Source organism: Pseudovibrio ascidiaceicola, from assembly GCF_900114245.1.
GTDB classification, from domain to species: domain Bacteria; phylum Pseudomonadota; class Alphaproteobacteria; order Rhizobiales; family Stappiaceae; genus Pseudovibrio; species Pseudovibrio ascidiaceicola.
Window position 1 is genome coordinate 190087 of record NZ_FOSK01000006.1, and the last position, 24663, is coordinate 214749.

The 24663-nt window shown below is 50.3% G+C and carries 24 protein-coding genes and 1 tRNA gene; 12 read left to right on the plus strand and 13 right to left on the minus strand.

Annotated features, from left to right (window positions below):
- Positions 1–16: 16 nt before the first annotated feature.
- Positions 17–874 (plus strand): endonuclease/exonuclease/phosphatase family protein, encoded by an 858-nt coding sequence (locus tag BM231_RS13100; RefSeq protein ID WP_167550301.1) that lies wholly within the window; start codon positions 17–19, stop codon positions 872–874.
- Between the two features lie 78 nt (positions 875–952).
- Positions 953–1990, plus strand: coding sequence for a threonine aldolase family protein (locus tag BM231_RS13105; protein WP_093520022.1), 1038 nt, complete (start codon positions 953–955; stop codon positions 1988–1990).
- A gap of 578 nt (positions 1991–2568) precedes the next feature.
- Here BM231_RS13105 and BM231_RS13110 read toward each other — a convergent pair.
- Positions 2569–3033: an Hsp20 family protein gene (locus BM231_RS13110; protein WP_057461817.1), complete on the minus strand. Its 465-nt coding sequence runs from the start codon at positions 3031–3033 to the stop codon at positions 2569–2571.
- A gap of 344 nt (positions 3034–3377) precedes the next feature.
- Between BM231_RS13110 and BM231_RS13115 the strand changes: the two genes are divergently transcribed.
- Positions 3378–3746 carry a hypothetical protein gene (locus BM231_RS13115; protein WP_063312868.1) on the plus strand — a complete coding sequence of 123 codons (369 nt, stop codon included), beginning with the start codon at positions 3378–3380 and terminating at the stop codon, positions 3744–3746.
- A gap of 81 nt (positions 3747–3827) precedes the next feature.
- On the opposite strand, the gene BM231_RS13120 is transcribed toward BM231_RS13115, so the two are convergent.
- Positions 3828–4466, minus strand: a complete 639-nt coding sequence (locus tag BM231_RS13120; RefSeq protein ID WP_093520024.1) for a pyridoxamine 5'-phosphate oxidase family protein — start codon at positions 4464–4466, stop codon at positions 3828–3830.
- A gap of 117 nt (positions 4467–4583) precedes the next feature.
- On the opposite strand from BM231_RS13120, the gene BM231_RS13125 reads away from it, so the two are divergent.
- Positions 4584–5525 carry an alpha/beta fold hydrolase gene (locus BM231_RS13125; RefSeq protein WP_093520026.1) on the plus strand — a complete coding sequence of 314 codons (942 nt, stop codon included), beginning with the start codon at positions 4584–4586 and terminating at the stop codon, positions 5523–5525.
- Here BM231_RS13125 and hisN read toward each other — a convergent pair.
- Complete coding sequence (hisN, locus tag BM231_RS13130; RefSeq protein ID WP_093520028.1) at positions 5522–6313, minus strand: histidinol-phosphatase; 792 nt, start codon at positions 6311–6313, stop codon at positions 5522–5524. The genes BM231_RS13125 and hisN overlap by 4 nt on opposite strands.
- 490 nt (positions 6314–6803) lie before the next feature.
- Here hisN and BM231_RS13135 point away from each other — a divergent pair, with 490 nt between their 5' ends.
- A complete protein-coding gene (locus tag BM231_RS13135) occupies positions 6804–7394 on the plus strand; it encodes a CatB-related O-acetyltransferase (RefSeq protein WP_244527173.1) in 591 nt (196 codons plus the stop codon).
- Positions 7395–7418: 24 nt separating this feature from the next.
- Here the strand turns inward: BM231_RS13135 and BM231_RS13140 are convergent, their stop codons facing one another.
- Positions 7419–8234 (minus strand): N-formylglutamate amidohydrolase, encoded by an 816-nt coding sequence (locus tag BM231_RS13140; RefSeq protein WP_084403854.1) that lies wholly within the window; start codon positions 8232–8234, stop codon positions 7419–7421.
- 485 nt (positions 8235–8719) lie between these two features.
- Between BM231_RS13140 and cpdR the strand changes: the two genes are divergently transcribed.
- From cpdR to BM231_RS13160, 4 genes are all read left to right on the plus strand, one after another.
- A complete protein-coding gene (cpdR, locus tag BM231_RS13145; RefSeq protein WP_008551455.1) occupies positions 8720–9076 on the plus strand; it encodes a cell cycle two-component system response regulator CpdR in 357 nt (118 codons plus the stop codon).
- A 133-nt stretch (positions 9077–9209) separates the two neighbouring features.
- Positions 9210–9284: transfer RNA gene (locus tag BM231_RS13150), tRNA-Val, on the plus strand.
- Between the two features lie 191 nt (positions 9285–9475).
- Complete coding sequence (ykgO, locus tag BM231_RS13155; protein WP_054662728.1) at positions 9476–9601, plus strand: type B 50S ribosomal protein L36; 126 nt, start codon at positions 9476–9478, stop codon at positions 9599–9601.
- A gap of 303 nt (positions 9602–9904) precedes the next feature.
- Positions 9905–10549 (plus strand): tetratricopeptide repeat protein, encoded by a 645-nt coding sequence (locus BM231_RS13160; RefSeq protein WP_208860335.1) that lies wholly within the window; start codon positions 9905–9907, stop codon positions 10547–10549.
- Between the two features lie 17 nt (positions 10550–10566).
- Here BM231_RS13160 and BM231_RS13165 read toward each other — a convergent pair whose 3' ends face one another.
- Entirely contained in the window at positions 10567–11106 is a 540-nt protein-coding gene (locus BM231_RS13165; protein WP_093520032.1) for a TetR/AcrR family transcriptional regulator, read from the minus strand.
- Between the two features lie 80 nt (positions 11107–11186).
- Here BM231_RS13165 and BM231_RS13170 point away from each other — a divergent pair, with 80 nt between their 5' ends.
- Positions 11187–12122, plus strand: coding sequence for an oxidoreductase (locus BM231_RS13170; RefSeq protein WP_208860336.1), 936 nt, complete (start codon positions 11187–11189; stop codon positions 12120–12122).
- Between the two features lie 123 nt (positions 12123–12245).
- On the opposite strand, the gene pyk is transcribed toward BM231_RS13170, so the two are convergent.
- Entirely contained in the window at positions 12246–13676 is a 1431-nt protein-coding gene (gene pyk / locus BM231_RS13175; RefSeq protein WP_093520036.1) for a pyruvate kinase, read from the minus strand.
- The gene (locus BM231_RS13180) at positions 13673–14167 is read right to left on the minus strand and encodes a DUF1036 domain-containing protein (protein WP_057462048.1); all 495 of its coding nucleotides are present in this window, start codon (positions 14165–14167) and stop codon (positions 13673–13675) included. Before BM231_RS13180 ends, pyk begins: the two co-directional genes overlap by 4 nt.
- 994 nt (positions 14168–15161) lie before the next feature.
- Here BM231_RS13180 and BM231_RS13185 point away from each other — a divergent pair.
- Positions 15162–15428, plus strand: coding sequence for a DUF2312 domain-containing protein (locus BM231_RS13185; RefSeq protein ID WP_057462047.1), 267 nt, complete (start codon positions 15162–15164; stop codon positions 15426–15428).
- Between the two features lie 241 nt (positions 15429–15669).
- Here BM231_RS13185 and mepK read toward each other — a convergent pair whose 3' ends face one another.
- From mepK to BM231_RS13200, 3 genes are all read right to left on the minus strand, one after another.
- Positions 15670–17361: a peptidoglycan L,D-endopeptidase MepK gene (gene mepK / locus BM231_RS13190; RefSeq protein ID WP_093520038.1), complete on the minus strand. Its 1692-nt coding sequence runs from the start codon at positions 17359–17361 to the stop codon at positions 15670–15672.
- 243 nt (positions 17362–17604) lie between these two features.
- Entirely contained in the window at positions 17605–19257 is a 1653-nt protein-coding gene (locus BM231_RS13195; RefSeq protein ID WP_208860337.1) for a L,D-transpeptidase family protein, read from the minus strand.
- 286 nt (positions 19258–19543) lie between these two features.
- Positions 19544–21100 (minus strand): sigma-54-dependent transcriptional regulator, encoded by a 1557-nt coding sequence (locus tag BM231_RS13200; protein ID WP_093520042.1) that lies wholly within the window; start codon positions 21098–21100, stop codon positions 19544–19546.
- A 228-nt stretch (positions 21101–21328) separates the two neighbouring features.
- Here BM231_RS13200 and BM231_RS13205 point away from each other — a divergent pair, with 228 nt between their 5' ends.
- Positions 21329–23176: a M3 family oligoendopeptidase gene (locus BM231_RS13205; protein WP_093520045.1), complete on the plus strand. Its 1848-nt coding sequence runs from the start codon at positions 21329–21331 to the stop codon at positions 23174–23176.
- Between the two features lie 50 nt (positions 23177–23226).
- Here the strand turns inward: BM231_RS13205 and BM231_RS13210 are convergent, their stop codons facing one another.
- From BM231_RS13210 to BM231_RS13220, 3 genes are all read right to left on the minus strand, one after another.
- Positions 23227–23871, minus strand: coding sequence for a hypothetical protein (locus BM231_RS13210; RefSeq protein ID WP_093520046.1), 645 nt, complete (start codon positions 23869–23871; stop codon positions 23227–23229).
- 3 nt (positions 23872–23874) lie between these two features.
- Positions 23875–24099, minus strand: a complete 225-nt coding sequence (locus BM231_RS13215) for a DUF2188 domain-containing protein (protein ID WP_093520047.1) — start codon at positions 24097–24099, stop codon at positions 23875–23877.
- 84 nt (positions 24100–24183) lie between these two features.
- Entirely contained in the window at positions 24184–24639 is a 456-nt protein-coding gene (locus tag BM231_RS13220) for a PaaI family thioesterase (protein WP_093520049.1), read from the minus strand.
- Positions 24640–24663 lie beyond the last annotated feature (24 nt).

A 24663-nucleotide genomic window follows, 5' to 3' on the forward strand; every position in this document is an offset into this window, starting at 1 on the left:
GCTAAAGGAGGTGGCGTTGCAGATTATGTGCCTGAATGGTTGGGGAGGGACGCTCTACTCTGACTTGCTGCCGTATTTATCTCAGGCCGCGCCTGATGTGCTTTGCCTGCAAGAGGTGGTTCACACACCAGAAAGCGATAAGGACTGGCTGACTTATCGGGATGGTGATCACGTCTTACCTCAGCGTGCTAATTTCTTCCGTGATGTTTGCGCAGCGCTGCCTGAGCATGTGCCTGTCTTCTGTCCTGCTGCTCAGGGTGTGCTCTGGGATGGGGAGCAGTCTGTCCCCTCTCAATGGGGGCTAGCAACATTTGTGCATCGTTCCTTCCCTATTATTGGTCAGGTGCAAGGGTTCGTGCACAAAGACTATTCTGCTGATGGTTATGGAGACCACCCACGCTCTCGTAATGCGCATGGAGTTCGTGTTTATGATTATGCGACAGACCGTGCTGTGAGCATCACCCACATGCATGGCCTTCGTGATTTGAATGGTAAGATGGACACGCCAGAACGCTTCGACCAGGCGAAGCGGTTGATCAATATTTCGCGCGGAGTTTCTGAGGCTGGTGATCTGAGAATAGTATGTGGTGACTTCAATGTTGAGCCTGACAGCGAGACTATTCGTATGCTGGAGGAAGACGGTTTGGTTGAGTTGGTCAATCATTATAGCGTCGAAACTACTCGGAACTCCTATTACAAAAAGCCAGGTAAGTTTGCTGATTACTTGCTGATTGATCAGGTCGATGAGATCCAGAAGTTTCAAGTATTGCAGAAACCTGAGGTCTCAGATCATTGCCCACTTGTTCTAACTTTGAAGGCTGACCTTAAAAAAGAGCACCTTTCTGGAGCTTCTGAGAGTGTGTTGCTCTCCTAAAGGGCTTCTCGTGGAGAGCTTTGCCCTTAAGGTCAATAAATGGCTTGAGTTCCCTCGGTATATTGTTATTCAAATCCTATGATTTTTGCGAGTGACAATTGGGCAGGTGCGACGAGTGCAGTTATGACTGCACTTGCGAACCATACAAGCGGCTTTGCCACCGCTTATGGGGTTGATCCATTGAGCCGCTCTATCGAGCAGCAGTTCAATGATCTCTTTGAAAAAGAAGTTGCCGTGTTTCTGGTTTCTACAGGAACAGCAGCCAATTCCCTGGCGCTTGCGACCTATGCGAAGCCGGGTGGGGCAGTGTTTTGCCATGAAGATGCACACATCAATGTTGATGAGTGCCATGCTCCGGAATTCTTTACGGCTGGTAATAAGCTGATTGGTATTGGTGGCGAACATGGCAAACTTACGCCTGATGCGCTGCGTACCGCGATGAACAAAGTACCAGATAATAATCCGATGCATGGCCGTCCTGCCGCGGTTTCTATCTCTCAGGTGACTGAGTTTGGGACCATCTACCAACTTGATGAAATTCAGGCGCTGGCGGACGTAGCTCATTCCCGTAATGTACCACTGCATATGGATGGCGCTCGTTTTGCAAATGCGCTGGTGTCTTTAGATGTTTCTCCAGCAGAGATGACATGGAAAGCCGGTGTGGATGTTCTGTCCTTCGGTGGCACTAAGAACGGTTGCTGGTGTGCTGAAGCTGTTGTGTTCTTCAACCCTGAAGAGTCCGAGGGCTTTGAATATTTGCGCAAGCGGGCTGCACAGGTCTTCTCAAAGGCGCGCTTTATTTCTGCGCAATTTGAAGGTTACCTGAAGGACGATGACTGGCTCGCTTCAGCACGTCATGCCAACGCGATGTGCATGCGTCTTGCCGATGGTATGCGCGATATTGAAGGCGTGCGTTTGCCAATTGAACCACAGGCCAACGAGTTGTTCCCGGTGTTCACCAAAGCACAAGCTGCACGTTTGGAAGCAGCTGGCGCGAAGTTCTATGATATTCCAGCGGATTTCGTCTCAGAAGATGAAGTGTTCCTTCGCTTGGTGACCTGCTTTGCGACCACACCAGAGATGGTAGACGAGTTTCTGACGCATCTGCGTGGGTAATTACGTCAAACAGCCTGTATCGCGATTGCATCTTATGATTGCGGTGTGGAGCAGAAGGGCATAGAATGCTGGTCTGCGGAGGGATATAAATCCGCAGACCAGCGGGGCACCTGCAAGGGGTTAGCAAGGGTGTTAGAGGCCAACCCTTGCGGTGTCAGTCCAGTGGGTTCAAGGCAAGGCCTTAAGTGAACTAACCTACCCTTCTTATTTTGCGTGTAACTTACCACTCGATAATTCTTAAGTGGCTGTGTGGTCATGGGGAACGCGGTAATTCCAGAAAATAGAATCAGATGCAGAGAGAGAGTTTCTCTGTGCTTGCTGAAGCGCGCATAAAAGAACGCCCCGCTGGGGCAAGCGGGGCGTTGATTGTGTCTGGCCCTTACTGGGGGGAGAGGCAGCCAGACAAATCCGCATGGGAGGATTGCGGAGGAGGAACCTGTTGATTTGAGTAGGATTGATTGGCAGGGGCGTGCCAATCAATCTTTGAGAGACATTAGAAAATCTAGAATGTTACAAGGGTGGCCACTCGCGAGGGTGGGAGTTTGGGAGGAAGGTCCTCGCGAGGGCTTTAGGCTGCTTTAGTGAGCTACTGTTTCGCCTTCAATTTGTTTGTGTTCTTTTTTGTCTCCAGCCGTGATGTTGATTTTGCGCGGTTTTTTTGCCTCAGGAATTTCTCTGATGAGGTCAATGTGGAGCAATCCGTGCTCCAAACTTGCGCCAATCACTTTCACATACTCGGCGATCTGGAAGCGGCGTTCAAAAGCGCGGGAGGCGATACCCCGGTAGAGAACTTCTTTTTCGTCGCTTTCAGGCTTTTTCTCGCCGGAAACAGTCAAGACATGTTCTTTAGCTTCAATCGTCAGTTCATCTTCCTTAAAACCGGCGACGGCCATGGAGATGCGGTATGCGCTCTCTCCTGTGCGCTCAATGTTATAAGGGGGATAAGCTGATCCCTGCTGTTCCGTTCCTGAATCCAGCATGGAGAAAAGACGGTCGAAACCAACAGTGGAACGGTAGAGGGGGGTAAGATCGAAATGACGCATTTTATGTGTCCTCTTTAGTGTGGCCCTAAGGCCATCTGAGCAACGTTCACCCTTCGCCGCAAAGCGCGCGGACGATGAAATTTTCCTTTTGCTTACAGTGCCTTCCCATTAGTGGCGAAGGTTCTAAGCGGTGTCAGACCCACTCTGTGGCGCCTGTGATTTTGAGATGGGGACGGGGCGAATAAGTTTCAAGAGTTTTTTTCAAAATAGGTGTTTTTGCAGGAATGGTGCCCGCATTTTCAGATTAACAGAACCTGAACAGACGCTTCTGATCCCGTACATCCGCGCCTTGTTACGTTCTCCTTGTATTCAGGCAAACCCTATTGCCGACAAGGAGAAAACAGATGAATGCTTTGAAGAAAAAAGTAACCGGACTGGCCGCTGCAGCTGTTGTTGCTCTTGGAGTTTCTGGTGCGGCGGCTCCGGCAAATGCAGGCGCTAAATTCACCTATGACGGACCAAACGTAAGCGTTCAGGTCACGCAGGCTCACTATAAGAAGAACCGTCATTGGGGACACGGACAACACCATGCACTGAACAAGAAGCAGATCAAACGGCGTCTGCGTGCCTGGGGCTACCGGAATTTCAAGAAAGTGAAGCGCAAGGGTGATGTTTACGTTGTAAAGGCCAGCTGGCAGGGCCAACATCGAGCTCGTTTGGTCGTTGATGCCTATAGCGGCTGGATCATCAAATATCGTTACCTTGGGTACTAAAGGGCATTCCCGAGATCTTAATCTGTTTATCCGTCTGACCTGCCTCTTTGCGATCAAGGCAGGTCTTTCGGCATTTGGGCTCTAATATGCTGTTTCTTTGATGCGACCCGGATAAGCTTTGTCATAGGCGTCACCGTCAAACTCAACTTTTGACAGTGCCTGTGCCATTTGTCCGGCAGTCGGAACTGTCTTCCGGTCTACCTTTGCTTCTTCTGTCCAAAGGCCTGAGCGGTAGATCGCTTTCTGGCACTGGTAGTAGATGGTTTCGACCGTGACGACCATGATGGATTTTGGCAGCTTGCCTTCTATCTTATGAGCTTCCAGCCGAGCCGGATCTACAGAGATCTTGGCTTTTCCGTTGATGCGGATGGTTTCGCCGACACCGGGGATCATAAACAGCAAAGAGACGCGTGGATCCTGGACGATGTTACGCAAACTATCGATGCGGTTGTTGCCGCGTCGGTCTGGAAACTCGATGGTTTTTTCATCAATGACCTTTACAAAGCCTGCAGGGTCCCCACGTGGAGAGCAGTCGGTTCCTTCTTCAGATACAGTTGTGAGCGCGAAGAAAGGGGAGGCTTCGATAAAGGTTTTGTAGTGCGGAGAAATATAGCCGACTTCTTTATCGATAGAGATTTGTTTCGGACTTCCATAGAGCTCTTCGAGCTGAGCGAGGCTGGTAATCTCGTGGGAAACAGATGTTGGGTCTGTGTCTTGCATGTAAATATCCTTGTTACCGCGTACTGAGATGGAAAAAACTTCCAGAAATTGCGGTTGCGGCCTGTTGCTTGGAAAGGCTATCAAATTGAGAGTGAGAGAACTAGAGGTTACGCGCTGATGGTACTGGTCAATACGGATTTCAATCGGGTTCCTGAGGGAACGGAGTCTGGTTTTATCCAGACAGAAGACAATGTGAAAATCCGTTGGGCTCGTTGGGCTCCGACCGGGTCTCCGCTCAAGGGGACTGTGACCCTTGTCCAAGGCCGGACTGAGTTTATTGAGAAATACTTTGAGGTTGTTGAGGAACTGCGGGCACGTGGTTTCTATGTGGTGGCTTTTGACCTGCGTGGGCAGGGTGGTTCTGAGCGTTTGTTAAAGAACGAGCGGCGCGGCCACGTTGAGAGCTTTGATGAGTTCGCTCTGGATTTGCAAGCTGTTTTGGACAATGTCTCGCTTTCTGACTGTCCCGGGCCGCACTTTCTGCTAGCACACTCAACCGGCGGTGCTGTGGTTATGCATGCTAATCGGCGGCTGAAGACCAAGATTGATCGGGCGGTGCTGACAGCTCCCCTCGTCGGTCTTGCTATGAAGGGGCGTATGGTCAAGATGGCAAGTGCGCTTGCCAAGACGCTTGTCTGGGTTGGCATGGGGAACGCTTTTGTTCCCGGTGGCAATGACAAAATTCTTGTCGACTATGACGGCAATACGCTCACGTCTGATCCTGATCGCTTTAAGCGGATGAATGCTATTCTTGAAGAGGCGCCTCAGTTGGGGTTGGGTTCTCCGACGGTGAGCTGGTTCCGTGCTATGGGATTGGCGACAGAGCGCTTTAGAGAGCCTGAATTTCAGATTGAATTCGGCGTGCCATCTTTAGTCATCGGCGCGGGAAAGGATCAGATCGTCTCGACTGACGATGCAGAGGAAGTCTGTCGCTCTTGCCCAGGTATGAGTTTTCTGGAGATTCGAGGATCTCGCCATGAGATTCTAATGGAGCGAGATCCTTATCGTGAGCAGTTCTGGGCTGCATTTGATGCATTTATTCCGGGAAGCGCGGACTAAACAGCTACTTGCGCCAGTTTGGTGAGCAGCTCATCGTGGAGGCGCTTGTCGCCTGTGGCAAGCACTTGCCCGCCGTCTGCTGCATTGCCTCCGGTCCAGTTGGTGACAAAACCGCCAGCGCCTTCGATGATTGGGATCAGGGCAAGAATGTCGTAAGTGTTCATGCCGGTCTCAATGACTGCATCAAAGCCTGCTGCTGCCACCATGGCGTAGCCGTAACAATCTGTGCTGTAGCGGGTGAGGCGAGCTTCTGCGCAGATCGTGTCCCATACCGGGCGCTCGACTTCATTGAACAAGGCCGGCTCGGTCGTGGTGATGATTGCCTCTGACAAGGATGCGCAGCTGCGGGTTTTCAGGGTGCGCTTGCCGAGTGGACCAGTCATGAAAGCTTCGTTGCAATCACCCCAAAAGCGCTCGCTGTTATACGGCTGGCTCATAATGCCTTGAGAGGCTTTGCCGTTGGTTCTGAGGCCAATCAGTGTGCCCCACAACGGTGTGCCGCAAATGAATGAGCGTGTGCCGTCGACTGGATCAAGAACCCAGACATTCTCCGCATCTTCGCGGACCTTGCCGTATTCCTCGCCGATGATACCGTGATCTGGACGCTCGGCTTCCAGAACCGCGCGGATTGCTTCTTCTGCAGAACGATCCGCAATAGTGACTGGATCAAAGCCTGCTTCCAGTTTGTTGTCTACTTCGTAGCCGCTGCGGAAGTGCTGCATGGTTTTAGCATCTGCCGCGTCAGCAAGTTTGTGAAGAAAGGCGTAATCAGAACTGGAAGAGGTCATATCAATTTATCCGGTAGGAGCAGTCAATTGCATGCGCACCATAGTCAGGATTTGGAAAAGTGCAAATGCCTATAGCTCTGAGGCCGGTTTTAGTTTGCGCATGCTCTTGTTGAAGCCACGCGTTGGTGTCTACGACTTACTGCTAAACTATCGCGTGAAACTCATACCAACGGCTATGATCCCTGAAAAATCAGGGTGTTGTCTCAAGGATACAAACTGGCCAATTCGTATAGGAACAGCTCGATTACCGTGCTGAATGCTTGACGTGTTTGCGATGCGATGCGAGTCTTGTTGCAGCGCGACATTCAGTGTCTGCGCCGCCCTTCGCGAAGGGCGTTTCCTCCCTAGACTAAGGGCCGCCTCCAGATGAGCGCGGCCTTTTTTTTGTCTGGTTGTTAATGTTCTCCGTCGTAGGGAGGGGCAGGCAGGGGGAGAATAGAGTGCCGAATTTTTTTGAGAGTCCGTTTTTTTTGAGAGTCCGTTTAAGGGGATCCCACTTCAGGGGCAGGTGACCAATCCCAACATGATTGTTGGAAAGCATTCCTATTATTCTGGTTATTATCACGGCCACAGCTTTGATGACTGTGCCCGATACCTACGTTCAGATGAAGAAGTGCAAGACAAACTGATTATCGGTGCGTATTGCTCTATCGGATCTGGGGCAGTGTTTACGATGGCAGGAAACCAGGGACATCGTCCTGAGTGGGCCACAACGTTTCCATTTCATTATTTTGATGAGCCTGCTTTTGAAGGAGCACAGGACGGTTTTAAGCCAGCAGGCTCGACATGTGTTGGCAACGACGTCTGGATTGGCTCTGAAGCGATGATTATGCCGGGAGTGCAGATTGGTAATGGTGCATTGATTGGCAGCCGTGCGGTCGTGACGAAGAATGTACCGGCCTATGCCGTCGTGGTCGGTAATCCAGCTACAGTTGTGCGTTCCCGCTTTTCTGAAGAGCAGGTTCAGATGCTATTGGAGATGAAATGGTGGGATTGGACAGATGAAGTCCTGAAAGGTGCCATGCCTCTTATGTGTTCTTCTGATATTGAGAGACTTTACGACTACTGGCTCGGTTTTTGATGCAACATAAATTAGGGCTGCAGGTTATTCTGCAGCCAAAGTTTCTCTGGTGAAGCTTTCTGTTACCATCTCGACCAAGGCAGTGATGAACTCCATCAAGTCTTTGCGCAGGTCATGGAACCCAGAGTGTGGCTGGTGGGTGTGCTCGTCCATGTAGAGTGCGCGGTTGATTTCAACTTGAAGCGCGTGCACGCCGCGTTCTGGCTTGCCGTAGTTTTCTGTGATGTAGCCGCCAGCATAGGGGCGGTTGAGAGCTACGTTGTAGCCCATGTTTTGCAATAGCCCGACTGCACAGGATGAAAGCCAGGCAGAGCAACTGGTGCCGAACCTATCCCCAATAACGAAATCTGCTTTAGGGTCGTGGTTCTTGTTTGAGTTGGCAGACGGCATTGAATGGCAGTCAACAAGGACAGCTAGACCAAACTTGTCCTGTACATTGCTCAACAAGCCACGCAGTGTGTTGTGGTAGGGCTTGTAGACTTGCTCGATGCGATCCAGCGCTTCTTCTGCCGGGATGCGTGTGTGGTAAATCTCTCTCCGCTCACCCACAATGCGGGCGATGGTTCCAAGACCTCCTGCAACGCGCAGAGAGCGCGAATTGATGTGCTTTGGGAGTTTGCCATGGAACATCTTTGGATCTAGCTCGTAGGCCTCTCTATTCACATCAAGGTAAGCACGCGGAAAGTTGGCTTTTAAAACCGGTGCACCTAGTTGCTCGACATCCTTGATGAGAAGATCAACAAATGCATCTTCACTTTGTCTGATCTGAGTGGTGTCCAACCGAGAGGCTTGAAGGAACGACGAAAGGTACGCGCGCCCGGAGTGGGGGCTGTTAAAAATGAAAGGGACAGAATGTTCATCTGGGGAGAGCACCTCAAATGCGGGTACCTGATCTGCGGCGTCTAGCGCACTGCTGTAGTTTGCTATTGCCTTAATCTGATGATCTTCCAAAACTGTCACAGAGCCTACATTCCTTAATCGCCGCAATTCTTCCTAGTATAGAGCGAGATCAGCGTATGGGCCAGACATTAGACAGTTTGCTTATGAAATAGGCAAGAGATGCGCGAGTTTTTGCGTAGTTTGAGAGGGCGGTGTGGCTCTGGACCCTCAGTTGACGCATAAGTCTCTTTAGAAGTGAACCTGTTTCATTTGTCCCTATTGTTTTGACAGGTGTTCCCGAGTAGTTTCCTGTTCCTAACAGCGTACGGTATTCGGAATCTGTCGGATTGCGGGGGGTGAGTGCGTCTGACATATTCTATTTATTTACGGGGCGGCTCTGAAAAGAGAACCTCGTCGCTGCACCTGGAGTTTTAAGGTTGTCGAACATGTCTCGAATTCTGCTCGCGGAAGACGATAATGACATGCGCCAGTTCTTGTCTAAGGCACTTGAGAAGGCTGGGCACACTGTTGTTTCCTTTGATAATGGAAAGAGCGCATATGAACGTATTTGCGAAGAGCCCTTTGCCCTATTGCTGACTGACATTGTGATGCCAGAGATGGATGGTATTGAGTTAGCCCGAAAAGCTACTCAACTTGATCCAGACCTGAAGGTTATGTTCATCACTGGATTTGCTGCTGTTGCGTTGAATCCTGATTCCAAGGCGCCACAGGATGCAAAGGTTCTTTCCAAGCCTTTTCACCTAAAAGATTTGGTGCGCGAAGTGGAAAAAATGCTCGTTTAGTTAGTTTTGAGGGGTGAATGTGGAAAGAGATAGCAAATTTCCATTTTTGGACTTGCACGTTCTCAAAATTCCTCTTATACGCCTCTCCACCGCAGCGTTTAAGCGCTGACGGACGAGCTTCTTTGAAAGTTTCGGGCGTGTAGCTCAGCGGGAGAGCACTACGTTGACATCGTAGGGGTCACAAGTTCGATCCTTGTCACGCCCACCATTTTTCGTCGGTTAACATCTTAGATGTATATCCGGCGGAGCGGGCCTCGATTTTGGTCCTGCGCCGCTTCGTAAGAATGCAGCGCGGCGAGATCAGAGGCTGTACTCATGAGGCGCTTGGCGCCTCTTTTCACTGGCGGATCGTGGTACTTCAGGATCCCTATAAAATTGACCCTAACCGGGGGTAGGATAATGAAGATTAAGAATTCTCTTAAGGCACTCATGGGCCGCCATCGTGATAACCAGATGGTACGCCGCAAGGGTCGTGTTTACATCATCAACAAAAAGAACCCGCGCTTTAAAGCACGTCAGGGTTAATTTTTCTGCGTTGATTTAAACTAAACCAGCGCGAAAAACCCTTGGTTCTAAGAGTTGCGAGCCGCATGGCAAAAGTGAGATGCTTTTGCCATGCGGTTTTTTTTGTTTGCTCGCCCAAACAGCCCCGTTAGAGGGGCGTCGTCGTTTCTACAATTTCAGCTCTCCGGTCTCTCGGTAGGGACTTCTTTTTCACGACAATCTGACAGGTTGAGGTGTTGCGTTGGCGCTTGCGGTGCAGTTGCGCTTGCGTGTTTTTTGCTGCTTGCGGTGGGAGGGGAGCGCTTAGATGCTTCTGAGCGCACTGTGGCTGTTGCGAGCCCCGTAGAGGTGCAAATTACTCGTGGACTGTCAGAGGGGCATCCTAAGCTTAGCATCGGCCCGGAGGCTGCTCTTAATGGCCCTGCCGGAGGTCCGGCTCAGATAGGTCGATCTGCACCGGGGCATGGTGTTCCTGCTCATTACACGCGCGGACAGCTTTTAGATGCATTGTTCCTTGAATTGAGAGATGCGGATACGTTGGGTGATGCACAATCGATCTCTCGACGCATACACAGCCTCTTCATGCAGTCTGGGAGCCATACACTTGATCTGCTTATGATGCGTTCTGCTAAAGCCATTGAAGGGAAAGAGTACGGTTTAGCGCTTGATTTGCTGGACGCGGTTGTCCGTTTAGATCCCGGATATGTGGAGGGGTGGAACCGTAGGGCGACTGTGTATTTCTTGAAAGAGGATCTGGGTCGTTCACTTGCTGACATCGAGCAAGTACTCCGGATTGAGCCGCGACATTATCCTGCGCTCTCTGGTTTTGCCATGATCCTTCGAAAGACGGGAAAGAACGACAAGGCACTTGAGGTGTTTCAACATGTGCTGAGCATCTATCCATTGCTGGAGAATGCTCAGGACGCTGTTAAAAGCTTACGTGAGGAGCTGTGGGGGCAGTATCACTAAGCTTTCTAAGAGTACTCTTAATCCAGCAGGCGGTTTGTCGCTCTAGTGATGCCTGATTTATACTCTGTGTAGTTTGAGACTGTCAGAGAGAGCCCCTTGGCGAGGGTGTAGAGGATAAAGGCATCGTCTTCTGCTTGCTCTTTGCTTCGGTTCTCATGCGTCTCCAGGATTACGTCCGCAATTTTGAGCATGACCTGAGGCATGATGCCTTTTCCAACGGCAGACATGACCTGCTCACCCATCTGAACCAGTTCGGCGCCATGGACGGAGTTTCTCATTAGATCGACATGCTGACCTATGATCGTGTCCAAAGCGCGTAGGATGCGAGATTTGGAGTCACTGGTCTTGTCTTCAAGAATGTCCAGCGCTTGGAGACCGACTTCTTCGGAGTACTCCTCAATGATTGTCTGGAACAGCTCTTCTTTACTTCCAAACTTTTTGTAGAGCGATTGGCGTGAGAGGCCGACCGCGCTTGCAACGTCACCGACTGAGGTCTTTCGGAAGCCATACTGAGCAAAAACGCCCAACGCCTTCTTTTTGTCAAAGTTTGTTTTCATGTTTACCTAGTTGACAATTTAAGTAATTTTTGTCAACTTTATTATGCGGCACGAACGGGTGCCGCGCATTGGAGATTGAAATGAGCACAGCGAACAAGAGCAGCGCAGTATCCAACTGGACTGCGGATAAACTGCCTTCTCTTGAGGGTAAAACTTATATCATAACAGGCGGTAACTCCGGTATTGGTTTTGAAGCGGCAAGAATGCTTGCTAATGCAGGTGGTGATGTTGTCATTGCTTGCCGGAATACTGAAAAAGGTTCAGTTGCCCAACACGCATTACAAATCCAAGCGAAGGGAAAAATTGATCTCGTCCAGATGGACTTGAGTGATCTCTCGTCTGTTCGCCATGCAGCGGAAATCATCGCTTCACGATACACCAAGATTGATGCTCTCATCAATAACGCTGGCATTATGCAGACACCAGAGTTGAAGAGTGTTGATGGATATGAGTTGCAGTTTGCGACCAATCATCTAGGACATTTTCTATGGTCTGGCTTGCTCAAACCTAATGTTGAAGCTGCTAACGGAAGGTTTGTTGTGGTCGCTAGCCTTGTGCACAAGATGGGCAAGATCAACTTTAACGACCTGATGATGCGTGAAAATTATGCGTCTATGAAAGCCTACTCGCAAAGTAAGCTGGCCACTTTGATGTTTGGATTGGAGCTTCAGCGGCGTTTGTCGGATGCAGGGAGTTCTTCTTTTGTCGCTATGGGGCATCCAGGTTATTCAGCCACTAATTTGCAGAGTACAGGTCCGACAGGCTGGATGAGTGTGGCGTATAGATGGATGAATAGCATGTTCGCGCAGTCTGCTGAGCGAGGTGCGCTGCCAACGGTGCTTGCTGCAGCTGGGTTGGAAGTTGAACCGAATGGCTACTATGGCCCAACAAAGCGTATGGAAACTGTTGGATCGGTTGGAAGAGCGCAGATCGCTAGCCATGCGCTGAACCCGGAGGTTGCTCGTCGTCTTTGGAGTGAGAGTGAATGGCTCACAGATTTCAAGTGGGCGTTTTAAAGCTTGGTTGTGTTTTCTGAAGTTCGTTGCGTTGGAACAAGCTCATTTAATCGATTGAAAGAAAAAAGCCCGTGATACGAAATCACGGGCTTTTAACTGCTTTAAGAGGTGCTCTCTGACGACTTATGCGTCTTTGGAACCCACAAATGCGATACGCAGCATGTTTGTGGAACCCGGGGTGCCGAATGGAACACCAGCGGAAACCAGAACGCGCTGACCTGGCTTTGCAAAACCTTCGGTGTTTGCAAGGCAGCATGCGCGGTCGATGAGGTCTTCCTCAGTCGCTGCATCCTGATTGGCAACACAGTGCAGACCCCAACCGATGGTCAGGCGGCGAACTGTGGAGATTTCAGGAGAGAACGCAATGATTGGTGTTGCAGGACGTTCGCGGGATGCGCGCAGTGCTGTGCCACCAGATGCGGTGTAGGAAATAATCGCTGCCAGATCCAGAGTTTCAGCGACCTGATGAGCTGCAGCAGTGATTGCGTCAGCGCCGGTTGCTTCTGGTTCTGTACGCTGAGCATGGATGATGGAACGGTAGTTCTCGTCCTGCTCAACTTCCACGGCGATCTTGTCCATGGTTGTGACGGCTTCTGTCGGGAAGTCACCAGCAGCAGATTCTGCGGAGAGCATCACTGCGTCTGCGCCTTCAAACACTGCGTTTGCCACGTCAGAAACTTCTGCGCGGGTTGGCACTGGAGAAGTGATCATGCTTTCAAGCATCTGCGTTGCAACAACAACTGGCTTACCAGCTTTGCGGCATGCGCGGATCATGCGCTTCTGAAGGCCTGGAACCTGCTCGAGTGGCATTTCAACGCCAAGGTCACCACGGGCAACCATGATTGCGTCGGACAGTTCGATGATCTCTGAGAGACGGTCGATTGCCTGAGGCTTCTCGATTTTTGCCAGAACACCAACGCGGCCCTGAGTGGTGTTGCGTACTTCGATGAGGTCTTCTGGACGCTGTACGAAGGACAGTGCGACCCAGTCAACTTTTGCATCGAGAGCAGCAAGAAGATCTGCGCGGTCTTTTTCGGTCAATGCACCAACAGGGATTTCTGTATCTGGAACAGAAACGCCTTTGCGGTTGGAGATCTTGCCGCCCACTTCAACAGTGGTCACGCAGCGTTTTGGAGACGCTTCAGTTACACGCAGGCAAACTTTGCCATCATCTACAAGAAGGCGGTGGCCAACTTCGAGGCTGCCAAGAATTTCTGGGTGTGGGAGGTATACGCGGGATGCGTCACCTGGAGCGTCGTTTGCGTCTACAACAAAGGTTGCGCCATTTTCTAGGACTGGCTTTGCGTCATCTGCGAAAGTGCCAACGCGCAGTTTAGGACCCTGCAAGTCAGCGAGAATGCCGATTGGACGGCCTACTTCTGCTTCTACTTCGCGGATGCGACCAACCAAATTGTTGAGAACTTCGTGGGAGGAATGGCTCATGTTGATGCGGAAAACATCGGCACCTGCAAGCCATAGCTGTTTGATTGCTTCTTTTTCGGAAGACGCCGGGCCGAGAGTTGCTAGAATTTTGACCCGTCTATTACGCTTCATCGTCCACCTGTTCCTTGCTCTACCGGCTCCGTCAGCTGGACCGTCCAGCTGCTTTGCTCGCCTGTATCTATTTCAAAGAAACCTGTTCGCTCATAACCGCGAGCGACACAGTCTTCTATACCGCGAATGGTGAACTTTTTTTGACGTACACACATATACGCCTTGCCATCCCATTCGCCATTTTGATCCGTTTGTACTGCGTACAAGTAATAGTAACGTGACGCCAAATCCCCGGACACCAGTGTGTCGCAGGTGTTTTTGTCGATGGTCCACCATCCTTCGGTGATCCAATCGGCGCCATCGCGGTAGCCTATTGCGATGTTAACTGTGCTTTCGGTCTTATTACATGCGCGAAAGTCCGCTTTAGCAGAGGGGATCTGCTGAAAGCTCAGAACTCCAAAAGCAACACAGGCAAGAGCCAGTGAATTTTTCCGAAAACGGTTTATTACAGCAGATGCGAAGTCGTTTCTGGATGTTCTCATAACAGTCATATGTACAGCTACAAACGGCAGTTTAATGCGTTCAGTTGATGCCCTTGTCAACGTGGTTCAGCCCATGGCCGACGTGATTTCGAGCACGACTAAAGGGTAATACAGGTTGTTCTGAGTAAAGAACGTTGCCCCAACTCACCATTGACCATGCAAAAACGGCAGGATCATGAATTGGCTTAAACCCGACATGTCATGCTTTGGTTGCGCCACCCTTACTCTGGATGAGTGTGGACGACCCCCGTTAACATTTGAAATATGATCCAAAAGTCGGACCTTACCTCTAGGAATCTGAATATCTTTATTGGCCTGAGTTCTACATGGAATCAAGAGAAAAGCCAAAAAACAGTGTTACCTCCCACAGTTCCTGCCCTTTTTAGAACTGATTTTTTGAAAGATAAGACAAAGAGATAAACAGCGTTTCGGACAAATGTCCGGTTTGGGACCCTGAATAATGAACATTGGGAGATTATCAAAAACTCGTATTACGTAGCGGAGTCCAAAGTTGTTTCTTGATACTGCGACACTTTGTCGAGTTTTGATTGAGGCACATGTTCCGCTGAATGGAAAACGTGAATTTGTTATCTTAAATTTCCGAGTGAAGACTTTTAGTTAGCAGATCGGTTCTCTGATATATTTAGAGAGCGAATTTGTCGCGCAGATTTATCTTTGGACAATTGTGAGTATGTTTTGATCGAGGTATCAATGCGTACGTAGCGGCACTTATTTTTGTGCCAATCTACTGGGGCTACCTGATAATGAATGTCAGATAGGGGAAATGGGCCACAATGCTAGGATGAATTTCCGTCAGGTCAGTGCCAATAGATTGTGCAGCAATTGAGGCAGCTGTTTTATATTCCCATTGAAATTCAGTTCATCCCCCAGAACCTGTAAAGGTTGCTGAAAAGAGGTCGTGAACGGTTGACCCGTGTGCTCAGTTCTGGCAGCAAGACAACAAGGTTAATGGTGTTTCGCACGAACGTAAGGTGGATTTCATATGTCAGATGCCGGTGGTGTAGCAGCAGATCAGCTGCGTGCTTTTATTGAACGTATTGAACGTCTTGAAGAAGAGAAAAAAGTTATCGCGGACGACATCAAGGATGTTTATGCGGAATCTAAGGGGAACGGCTTTGACGTGAAGGTAATGCGCAAAATCGTTTCCTTGCGTAAACGCAAGCCGCATGAGCGTGAAGAAGAAGAGGCAATCCTCGATCTTTACCTGCATGCTCTCGGCATGGCAGGCCCAGTAATGGAAGACGCATAAGCGCTCCAACTGGTGAGAGCACCGCGTGTTATATGTATGCGCGAGCTGGCTCTTAGCGCGAGTTCTGAAAGAGGCTCCTTACTGCGGTGAGGGGCCTTTTTTGTGTTTGTGGAGTGCTGAGAGGTGCCTGAACAGGCAGTGGTGATTGGCTTTGTTGGTATTGGATGGGCTAGCTGAGGGCAGGAGAGTGCTTCCACGGCATTTGATGCCGTGCTGGCGAGCATTTATTATAGTGGGTGGTCTATCTGGAGGAGACTTTCATCTCGCCTGTATAGATCGAGTCCAGCCATGCAATTGCTGATCCGCGGTTGATCCGTTTGCGAATTGAGCGGTATGGCGTTTGGGTCAGAGCATCCTTTAAAACCGTTGTTACAGGGCTCATCAGAACCGCCAGTTGGTTCTGGTCAGGGTGCTGCATGGTGATGGTGCGGCGGTTGCTTGCTGTCCATGTTGGATCAAGCATCAGCACTGCGTTTGCTTCTGGTGCAGAATGGAAACCTACCAACGGAGATCCATAGACTGGGGCCTTTGTCACAACAGTCTGTTGAGCTGGTTGTGATTTCGGCATTAAGTCTGGCAGGCGCTGCTCTGAGAAGAGAGCCTGTGCAGTGAGCGCAGTTTTTTTGTTGAACTTGCTCTTTGGTAGATCTGTATTCGCGGCAGGAGAGGCGTAGGCAAGTTGTGTGCCTACAAGCGGACGGAGGCTGTCAGGTGTTTGCTCGCCAGTTGCTGCAATGATCGCTGCAATGCCATCCTTTGGTGTTTCCACTTTTTGCGGAATAACTTGAGCGCGCTTCGGCGTTGCAGGGGTGGCCGCCGGCAAAGCGGCGACCTGAAGGATTTGTTGTGGTTTTATGCGCGGGCGAGCGGAGGCAAACAGATTGAGATTCTGTTCTGCTGGTGCAGGCGTTGCTTCGCTCTCTTCTTGCGGCTTTGCATATGGTTTTGCTGACGCCAAAATCGATGGTGATGCCGCCCCAGGAACCGGGCTCGCTGCTGGCTGAGTTGCCAGCAACGCCACTTTTGGCTGCGGAATAGCGTTAAACTCGGTTTCTACCCGGCGACTTGGATCTGGCTCACGCACTTTTGGTGCTTTTGTTGCCGGAGTTGGTGCCGGTTTGCTTCCTTCGTTGTTGCCTGAATTGCTGAACAGGCGGGAGAAGAAGCTTCCACCACTGTTGGACGAGCTTGCCCTAGCACTTGCTTTTGACGATGAAGTGGAGCGACTGGCAACACTGGTTGAGCGGCCTGAATCTTTCCGTTTTACAGCGGCAAGCGTCTGCTTGTAACGCGCCATTGGTTTTCCATCGGAAGGGACGTGAATGGTGTCACCTTTTGGAAATACCTTTGCCAATTGAGAGCGGCTCATGCGTGGCCAATGGCGTACAGAGCCGGTGTCCATGTGAACAAACGGCGTATTTGAGCGCGGATAGTAGCCAACGCCGCCAACATGCTGGCGCAGACCAAGCGCGCGCAGTTTTGCTGTGCTTACACCGGGAATGAAGAAGTCCATTGCGCGGCCTCTGGTGTGCTGGCTGTTTTTAGCCACACCGCTGGAGCGCTTACGGAGCATGTTGTTGGTTTTAGGCGACCGATAAGCGGAGACAACATGGATGTACTTGCTTGTGCCTGCTTTCTGGTAAACTTCCCAGATGAGGTCAAACAGTTCAGGATCCATTTTCGTTGGCTCTTTTTGGCGCCAATCCCGAAGGAAATTGTTGAGCTTGCGAAGGCCTTCTTTGTCATAGCGGCCATTCCGCTTGAAGGTGATTTCCGCCCGCTCTTTCGTGTGGGTGAAGTACAGCTTGAGCGTGCGTGTGCTCGCACTGGCCGAAGCAATTGAGGTGAGGAAGAACGCACAAAGAACCGCTGCGACCAGCATTGAAATGCCAGGCAGACGTTTACCAAAGTCCGAGCGCCCGAATGCAATCATGTCACGCAATTGAATCTCGCTTTCGCGTTATCGGCTAAAACCTTACCCCAGAGCCCCACCTCTTTATCTAGTGCGGACAAGGTTAATGAGCCTTTACTTTAGTTACAATTAACGCGAACTAGTGACTTCACGGCAACAATCCAAGTTTTTTGCCAGATTCCGCTATTTACATGCGACAAATGCGCGCGAATCCGCACGCATAAGTCGTCATGTTATTGTGGATACATGTGGATAGTGACGATTTTAAAGATTCAGAGCGTCGATCGTTGCTTGATTATGTCCGTAAATATCCGGACGTCTTTGCAGCTTTCCAGCTTCATCCACAAATGCGGTGAAGTAAGAGATATGCACCGGGATATCCCTCTGCAGATTCACTTGGGTCTGCTTCTTGCCGACAAGTGAGCGGATGTAATTACCCGTCATCGTGTTTTGCGTGGCCATCAATGCATCGGCAAATTCAAACGGGTTTTGCACGCGGACGCAGCCGTGTGAAAAGGCGCGCTCAGACCGATTGAATAGCGATTTAGACGGCGTGTCGTGCAAGTACACGTTGTGTTTGTTCGGGAACATGAACTTGATTTTGCCGAGTGCATTGCCGCGGCCCGGACGCTGACGAATGCGGATCTGCTTGAAGGTCACAGCATCCCAGTTCACACGGCGAGGATCAACGATCTTGCCGCCGTACACGATCTCGTAGTTGCCCTTTTGCAGGTAGCTTTGTGGGTTGCTTGCGCGCAGTTCCGGCAAAAGCTCCTTTGATGCGATGGAATATGGGACGTTCCAGTATGGATTCACGATTACATGCTGCATCTTGTCTGAAAAAACCGGTGTCTTGTTGGAGCGTTTGCCAACAACGACGCGGGTTTCATAAAGAACAAAGCCATCCATGTTCAAACGAACCATGAACTCTGGAATATTTACGCGCAGATGGGTTTCGCCCAGCTCTCGCGGCATCCAGCGCCAGCGTTCCATGTTTGCAATCACGTCATTGATTGGGTCACCGCTAACGCGCCCATTGAGGGCAAGCAATGTGCGCGGGCCAACTGCGCCATCTGGATGCAGGCCGTTTGCAGCCTGAAATGCCTCAACTGCATAAGCCAGATCCTGCGTGTAGACGTTCATCTGAGATTCAACTGCTGGAACACTCAGGCGCTCGCGAAGAACGGCAACGCGGGAGCTTTTTACTCCAACTTTCAGGACTTTGCCGGCTGGAATGACAACCTGCTCTTCGAGGCTGCCATTTTCAGTATGTTCTCTTAGTTCAGCAAGCTGCTTCTTCAGCGCTTTGTATTCTGCATGCGGAGGATTGAAAGCCGCTAGAGTTTTGGCTGGAGCAACCGAGTGCGCTATGGATGTCAGCGCTTCAATCGGGTCTGGCCTTTCTGGGCGAAGGGTAATGTCCTCTGAAATTGCATAGGGGCTGACGCGACCTGCCTGGGCATCCTCTGCGTACTTGAGGATAGAATGGGTCAGCTCAAGCTCTGCTGCTGCAATTTGCTCTGGGGTTGCTTTGCCATCTGCATTGAAGCCTGCTGCTGGCACCGGGTAGTCGGCGGCGTGCAGGCCTTCTTTTTCGGCTGATTGCAACGTTTCCATAACGGACAATGCGCTGGCGGAGAGCTTGCCTTTCAGGATCCAGGCGGGCTGGAAGCTTCTGTTTTCGTAGAACAGTTTTGCGGCTGCTGCTTCGCGTTTTGCATGGAAGTTCTGGCGGCGGTGCTTTTTGCTAAGTGCCTGCTGAATTTCCTGCGCAACAGGATTCGACTGAGCGAGGTTTACTTGCTCGAGCTGCTCGTCAAAATTGTCAGGAATTGCGGCTTGCGCAGAATACATAGTTGACGAAAGCGCAATAACTGCCCCTGCGAGCAATGCTGATGTGCTCGTTCTACCAAACATTTATGACTACCCACCTGATAACTCTTTGATCTTTATAGGCACAAGAAAAATGCCTTAAGAATTAAGAGTGTTGTTTTGCCCAAACTTATATTTATTACGCATATACACTAATGCGTTTTGAGATAGCACGACAGCGTGATGTTTTAAATTCAAGGATCAGTGATATGAACTTAAACCCACGGTTTTTTGTTAGTCGCTATGCTTTATCGATTTCTTGAGATGCACGCGCGCCTGTGGCTTGCGTGAGACTTACCCATTAGCTTCTAACCATCCAGCAAACTGGGCTTTAGTGCGCAGTTTTGCTTTCCGGAGTTTCTTCCAGACCGTATTCCTTCAGCTTGCGATAAAGCGTTGAGCGCCCGATGCCCAAACGCTTAGCAACCTCGGTCATACGGCCTCCGTAATGGGAGATCGCTGTCCGGATCATTTCCTCTTCAACACTGATGAGCGTACGCACGTGGCCTTCGCCATCGAGTGAACGCATGTATCCAAAGGGAGGTTGCTCCGCGTCGAAGGCTGAAACGGCTTCGACCTGAAGAAATCGTTCGTCCTGCTGTTCCTCCCATTTACTCGCTACACTTAGGGATGAAGAATAGACGTCAGCTTGCGGTTCTTTGTTTCCGGCAGGCGGTGCTGCCGCGTAACTCATTGGCGTATCAGTCGCTTGAGCTATTTGCGGGAAGTCATCGCATGTCAGGCTTGGACCATCGCACAGGACAACGGCGCGGAATACTGCGTTTTCAAGTTGGCGAATGTTGCCAGGCCAGTCATAACTCTTAAGCATATTGACCGTGTTAGAAGTGATGCCCGTGACTTGAGGTTTGCTTTCTTCTGCAGCAAAACGCGCTAGGAAATGGCGAGTAAGCTCAGGAATATCCTCACTACGATCTCGTAGGGGTGGGATCCAGATTGGGAAGACGTTGAGGCGATAGTACAGATCTTCCCGGAACTTACCTTCTTTCACCTGATCGATCAGACGACGGTTGGTTGCCGAGATCAGGCGGAAATCTACTTTTATCGGCTTGCGTGCACCAACTGGGTCGACTTCACCCTCTTGCAGAGCGCGCAGGAGTTTTACCTGTACTTCCAGTGGGAGCTCGCCGACTTCGTCTAAGAAGAGAGTGCCGCCGCTGGCTTCCTGAAACTTGCCCATGTGTTTATCGACAGCGCCGGTGAATGCACCTTTCTCGTGACCAAAGAGAATAGATTCCACCAGATGGTCTGGAATAGCGCCACAGTTTACGGTGACAAATGGCTTGGACCGGCGCTCGCTGGAGCCTTGAATAGCGCGCGCGATCAGTTCTTTACCAACTCCAGACTCGCCTTCTATGAGGATCGGAATGTTGGAGGAGGCAGCTCTTTCGCCCAATCGCAGGACACGATCCATCGGCTCGGAACGTGTGACGATATTATCGAAGGTGAGGGTGCCTTCTGTGTGCTTGCGGATGCGGGTGAGTTCACCTTCCAGCGTAGCAACTTTGAGAAGGTTGGTGATGGACACCTGCAAGCGCTCAGGGCGGCTTGGCTTTACAACGAAATCCTGTGCACCAGCGCGCATTGCTTCGATAACAGTTTCGATGCTGCCATTAGCCGTCTGAACAATGACAGGTACTGCATTTTTGGCGGCGCGTGTTTCTTTCAGGACCTGAAAGCCGTCTACTTCTGGCATCATCAGATCAAGGATGACCAGATCGATTTCTGTTTGGGCAGTTCCTGTAAGGATTTCCAGCGCTTCGCGACCATCGACACAGCTTTTGGAACGGTACCCGAAACGCTTTACGGCTTCTTCCAGCAAGCGTCGTTGGACCGGATCGTCATCTACGATCAAAATGCGCTGTGCCATGGGAAATCCCTTCAAATCGATTGGGCAGTAATGCATAGTGTGCCAATTCAGGTCATCCTGCACCTAATTTGGTAAACAAATTGCCCACTTCATTTTGGGGATCTTGTTAAAAGACGCCATTGCATGTGTAAGGATTGGACGCATATTAAAACAGTGTACTGCAGAACTTGTTTTGCAGACCTCAGGTTTCTTTTCTGGCGCAATGCCATCCCATAATCGGACGCTCATATGACACTCAAGCACGTCACTCCATTTTCCATCACCTATCAAAGCGCTGATGCAGCCACGGCAGGCTCTGCCCTTGGTGAACTGCCGGAGTGGGACCTTTCAGTTTTTTACAGCTCTATTGATGATCCCGCGATTGATCAGGATATGGCGCGAGCGAAAGAACTGGCAGAGCAGTTTGAAGCAGACTGCAAAGGCAAGCTTGCTGAAATTGCAGCACGTTCTGGCGATGAGCTCGCCGAAATCGTGCGTCGTTATGAGGAACTTGAAGATCTGATGGGGCGTATCGGCTCTTTTGCCGGTCTGGCTTACACCAGCATCACAACAGATCCAGCTCGTCAGAAGTTTTATGGTGATGTGCAGGAAAAGCTGACGACTGCGAGCCTTCACATGCTGTTCTTGTCACTTGAGATGAACAAGATTGAAGATGAGGTTCTGGAAAAGGCGCTGAACTCCGAAAAGCTGGCGTATTATCGCCCTTGGCTGGAAGACCTGCGCAAAGAACGCCCGCATGAACGCAGTGAGGAAATTGAACAGCTGTTTCATGAGAAGCACGTGACCGGCGCTGCAGCGTGGAACAGGTTGTTTGATGAGACAATCTCTGGTTCTCGTTATGAGATTGATGGTGAAGAGCTTTCCATTGAGCAGACATTGAACTTGCTGCAAGGACCTGATGGGGACATGCGCAAGAAGGCTGCTGAATCGCTTGCGAAAACCTTCGGTAAAAATCTGAGCATCTTTACGCTGATCATGAACACACTGGCGAAAGATAAAGATACTTACGACCGCTGGCATAACTTTGATGATATTGCTGACAGCCGTCACCTTGCCAACCGTGTTGAACGCGAGGTTGTTGATGCGCTGGTTGATGCGGTCCGTGCTGCTTATCCGCGTTTGTCGCACCGTTATTATGCGATGAAAGCCAAGTGGCTTGGCGTTGAGAAGATGAATTTCTGGGATCGTAATGCGCCGCTACCACAAGCTGATACGCGCGATATTCCGTGGAATGAAGCAAAAGGCACCGTTTTGGATGCTTATGCGAAATTCTCGCCGGAACTTTCCGAAATTGCAGAGCAGTTCTTCGATAAGAATTGGATTGATGCTGCTGCTCGCCCAGGTAAGTCACCGGGTGCTTTCTCTCACCCAACTGTGCCAAGTGCCCATCCGTTTGTGTTGATCAACTATCAAGGCAAAATTCGGGATGTGATGACGCTGGCGCATGAGCTTGGTCATGGCGTGCATCAGGTTCTTGCTGCACCAAACGGCGCGCTGATGGCACCGACACCGCTGACCTTGGCTGAAACCGCCTCTGTGTTTGGTGAGATGCTGACCTTCAAGGATCTGCTCGCGAAGGCAGAGACGCCTGAAAAGCGTCAGATCATGCTGGCTGCCAAAGTGGAAGACATGCTGAACACTGTTGTGCGTCAGATCGCCTTTTATACTTTCGAGCGTCAGGTGCATGAGCTGCGTAAGGAAGGAGAGCTGACTGCTGAGCAGATTTCGGCAATCTGGATGGGCGTTCAGGAAGAAAGCCTCGGTGAGGCGATTGACCTGGAAGGCGGCTATGAGAACTTCTGGACCTACATTCCGCACTTCATCCATTCGCCGTTCTATGTTTACGCCTATGCCTTCGGTGATTGCCTCGTGAACTCGCTTTATGCGGTTTACGAAGAAGCTGAGGATGGCTTCCAGCAGAAGTATTTCGACCTGCTGAAAGCGGGCGGTACCAAACACCATAGCGAGCTGCTGGCTCCATTCGGTCTGGACGCAACGGACCCAGCCTTCTGGCAGAAAGGCTTGGCTGTGATTGAGCGGTTCATTGATGAGCTGGAAGAGATGGATAAGGCGTAAGCTAAACTGGGTTTGATGTTTTTAAGAGGCGGGGGCGTTTGCTCTCGCCGTCACTTATTTTCTACTATGGGTTCAAAAATTGGGGGACGGCCCAACTGGTTCCAAATTAGCATTTCATTTAGGCGTTCAGTTGTTGGGAGTTCTTTAATATTACGCTCTGAGTGACCTTCATAGATTTTCTTCTCATACATCCAGCCTTGAAACGTGGAATACTCTGAAATCAGTTTTGCATCTCCAGGAGCATGGACTTGTGTTTCTATGTGAAGAAAATTGCGGGTGTGTCTGATAACCTCTTCGAAATTACCCTTATGATGGAGCACATCTTGTCCTCCTAAATCGGATAGAGTCGGTTTCAAGTCGAATGCATTTTTTTCAAAAATGAGAAATCGCTTTTGAGAAAACCGGTTGGCTGCACTTCGCCGAATACCTAAGTCTATTCCCAACTCAAATGGCATATTCATTCGAAAAGCTTCACCTGCTTCTTGTGCTCGACATAGCGACAGGTCGTGCATTGAGTATTTGCAAGCTTGTATGAGCTCAATGATTTTGTCTAATCGATTTTCTCCAGCCTCAAGACTTTCTGTTGCTAAACGCGGCTGAAAATCGAGGTAAACGATTGTAAAAAGTGCTGCCTCTAAAAGTGGTGCATATTCGGCATCAAATGGACAATTAATAAAAACGGACTTTTCAAACAAAATTTATCCTTTCGGAGGGAAGGGATCCTCTCCATAGGAACTTCGCTCACGAATTCGGCCATCGCGCCCATGTATATACAGCTCTGTTTTTTGCCTCTGGGCTTTCTTACGGGCATCAGCAATTGCTTCATCTTGCGTTTTAAATGTTCGGCTGGCCTTTGACGCACCTGCTCTTCGCACACTCCAGCCACTACCGCTCGGAACAACGTGCTGCGCCTTACCTGACATGTTTAGTCCTTTCGAAGAACGTATCAGATTGCATGTTATCGACTTTGGTGACCCATGTATAGTTTGCTGCGGGTTTGTTTATGCTCACTGCTGAATATCTTCCCTGCCGCGGACGGACATCATGGTGCCTGATAGGGTGGCGACTTTCTTTTCACTGCCGTCCTTAATTGCGTAGGCGGTGGCGTTGACGAAGGTGATTGTGCGGCCTGGTTTTTCTACTTTTGCTCTGAAGATGAAATGGTCTCCGGTAGCTGGGTTCATGAGATTGGTTTTGAGTTCGATAGTAAGTACAGCAGCGTCTTCGTCCATCAGAGAGAAAGCTGCGTAGCCGGCTGCGCTGTCGAGGGCTGTGGTGACGATACCAGCGTGGAGGAAGCCGTGTTGCTGGGTAAAATCCTTGTTGTACGGCATGGTCAGCTCGACGATGCCGGGTTCTACTCTGGCGATTTCAATACCCAATGAGGCCATGGCTGGCTGACGGGCAAAGCTGTCTCGTACTTTCTTCTCATAACCTGCAAATCGAGGCGTAAACTCACTCATATTATCTCCGAAAATGTCTATCTG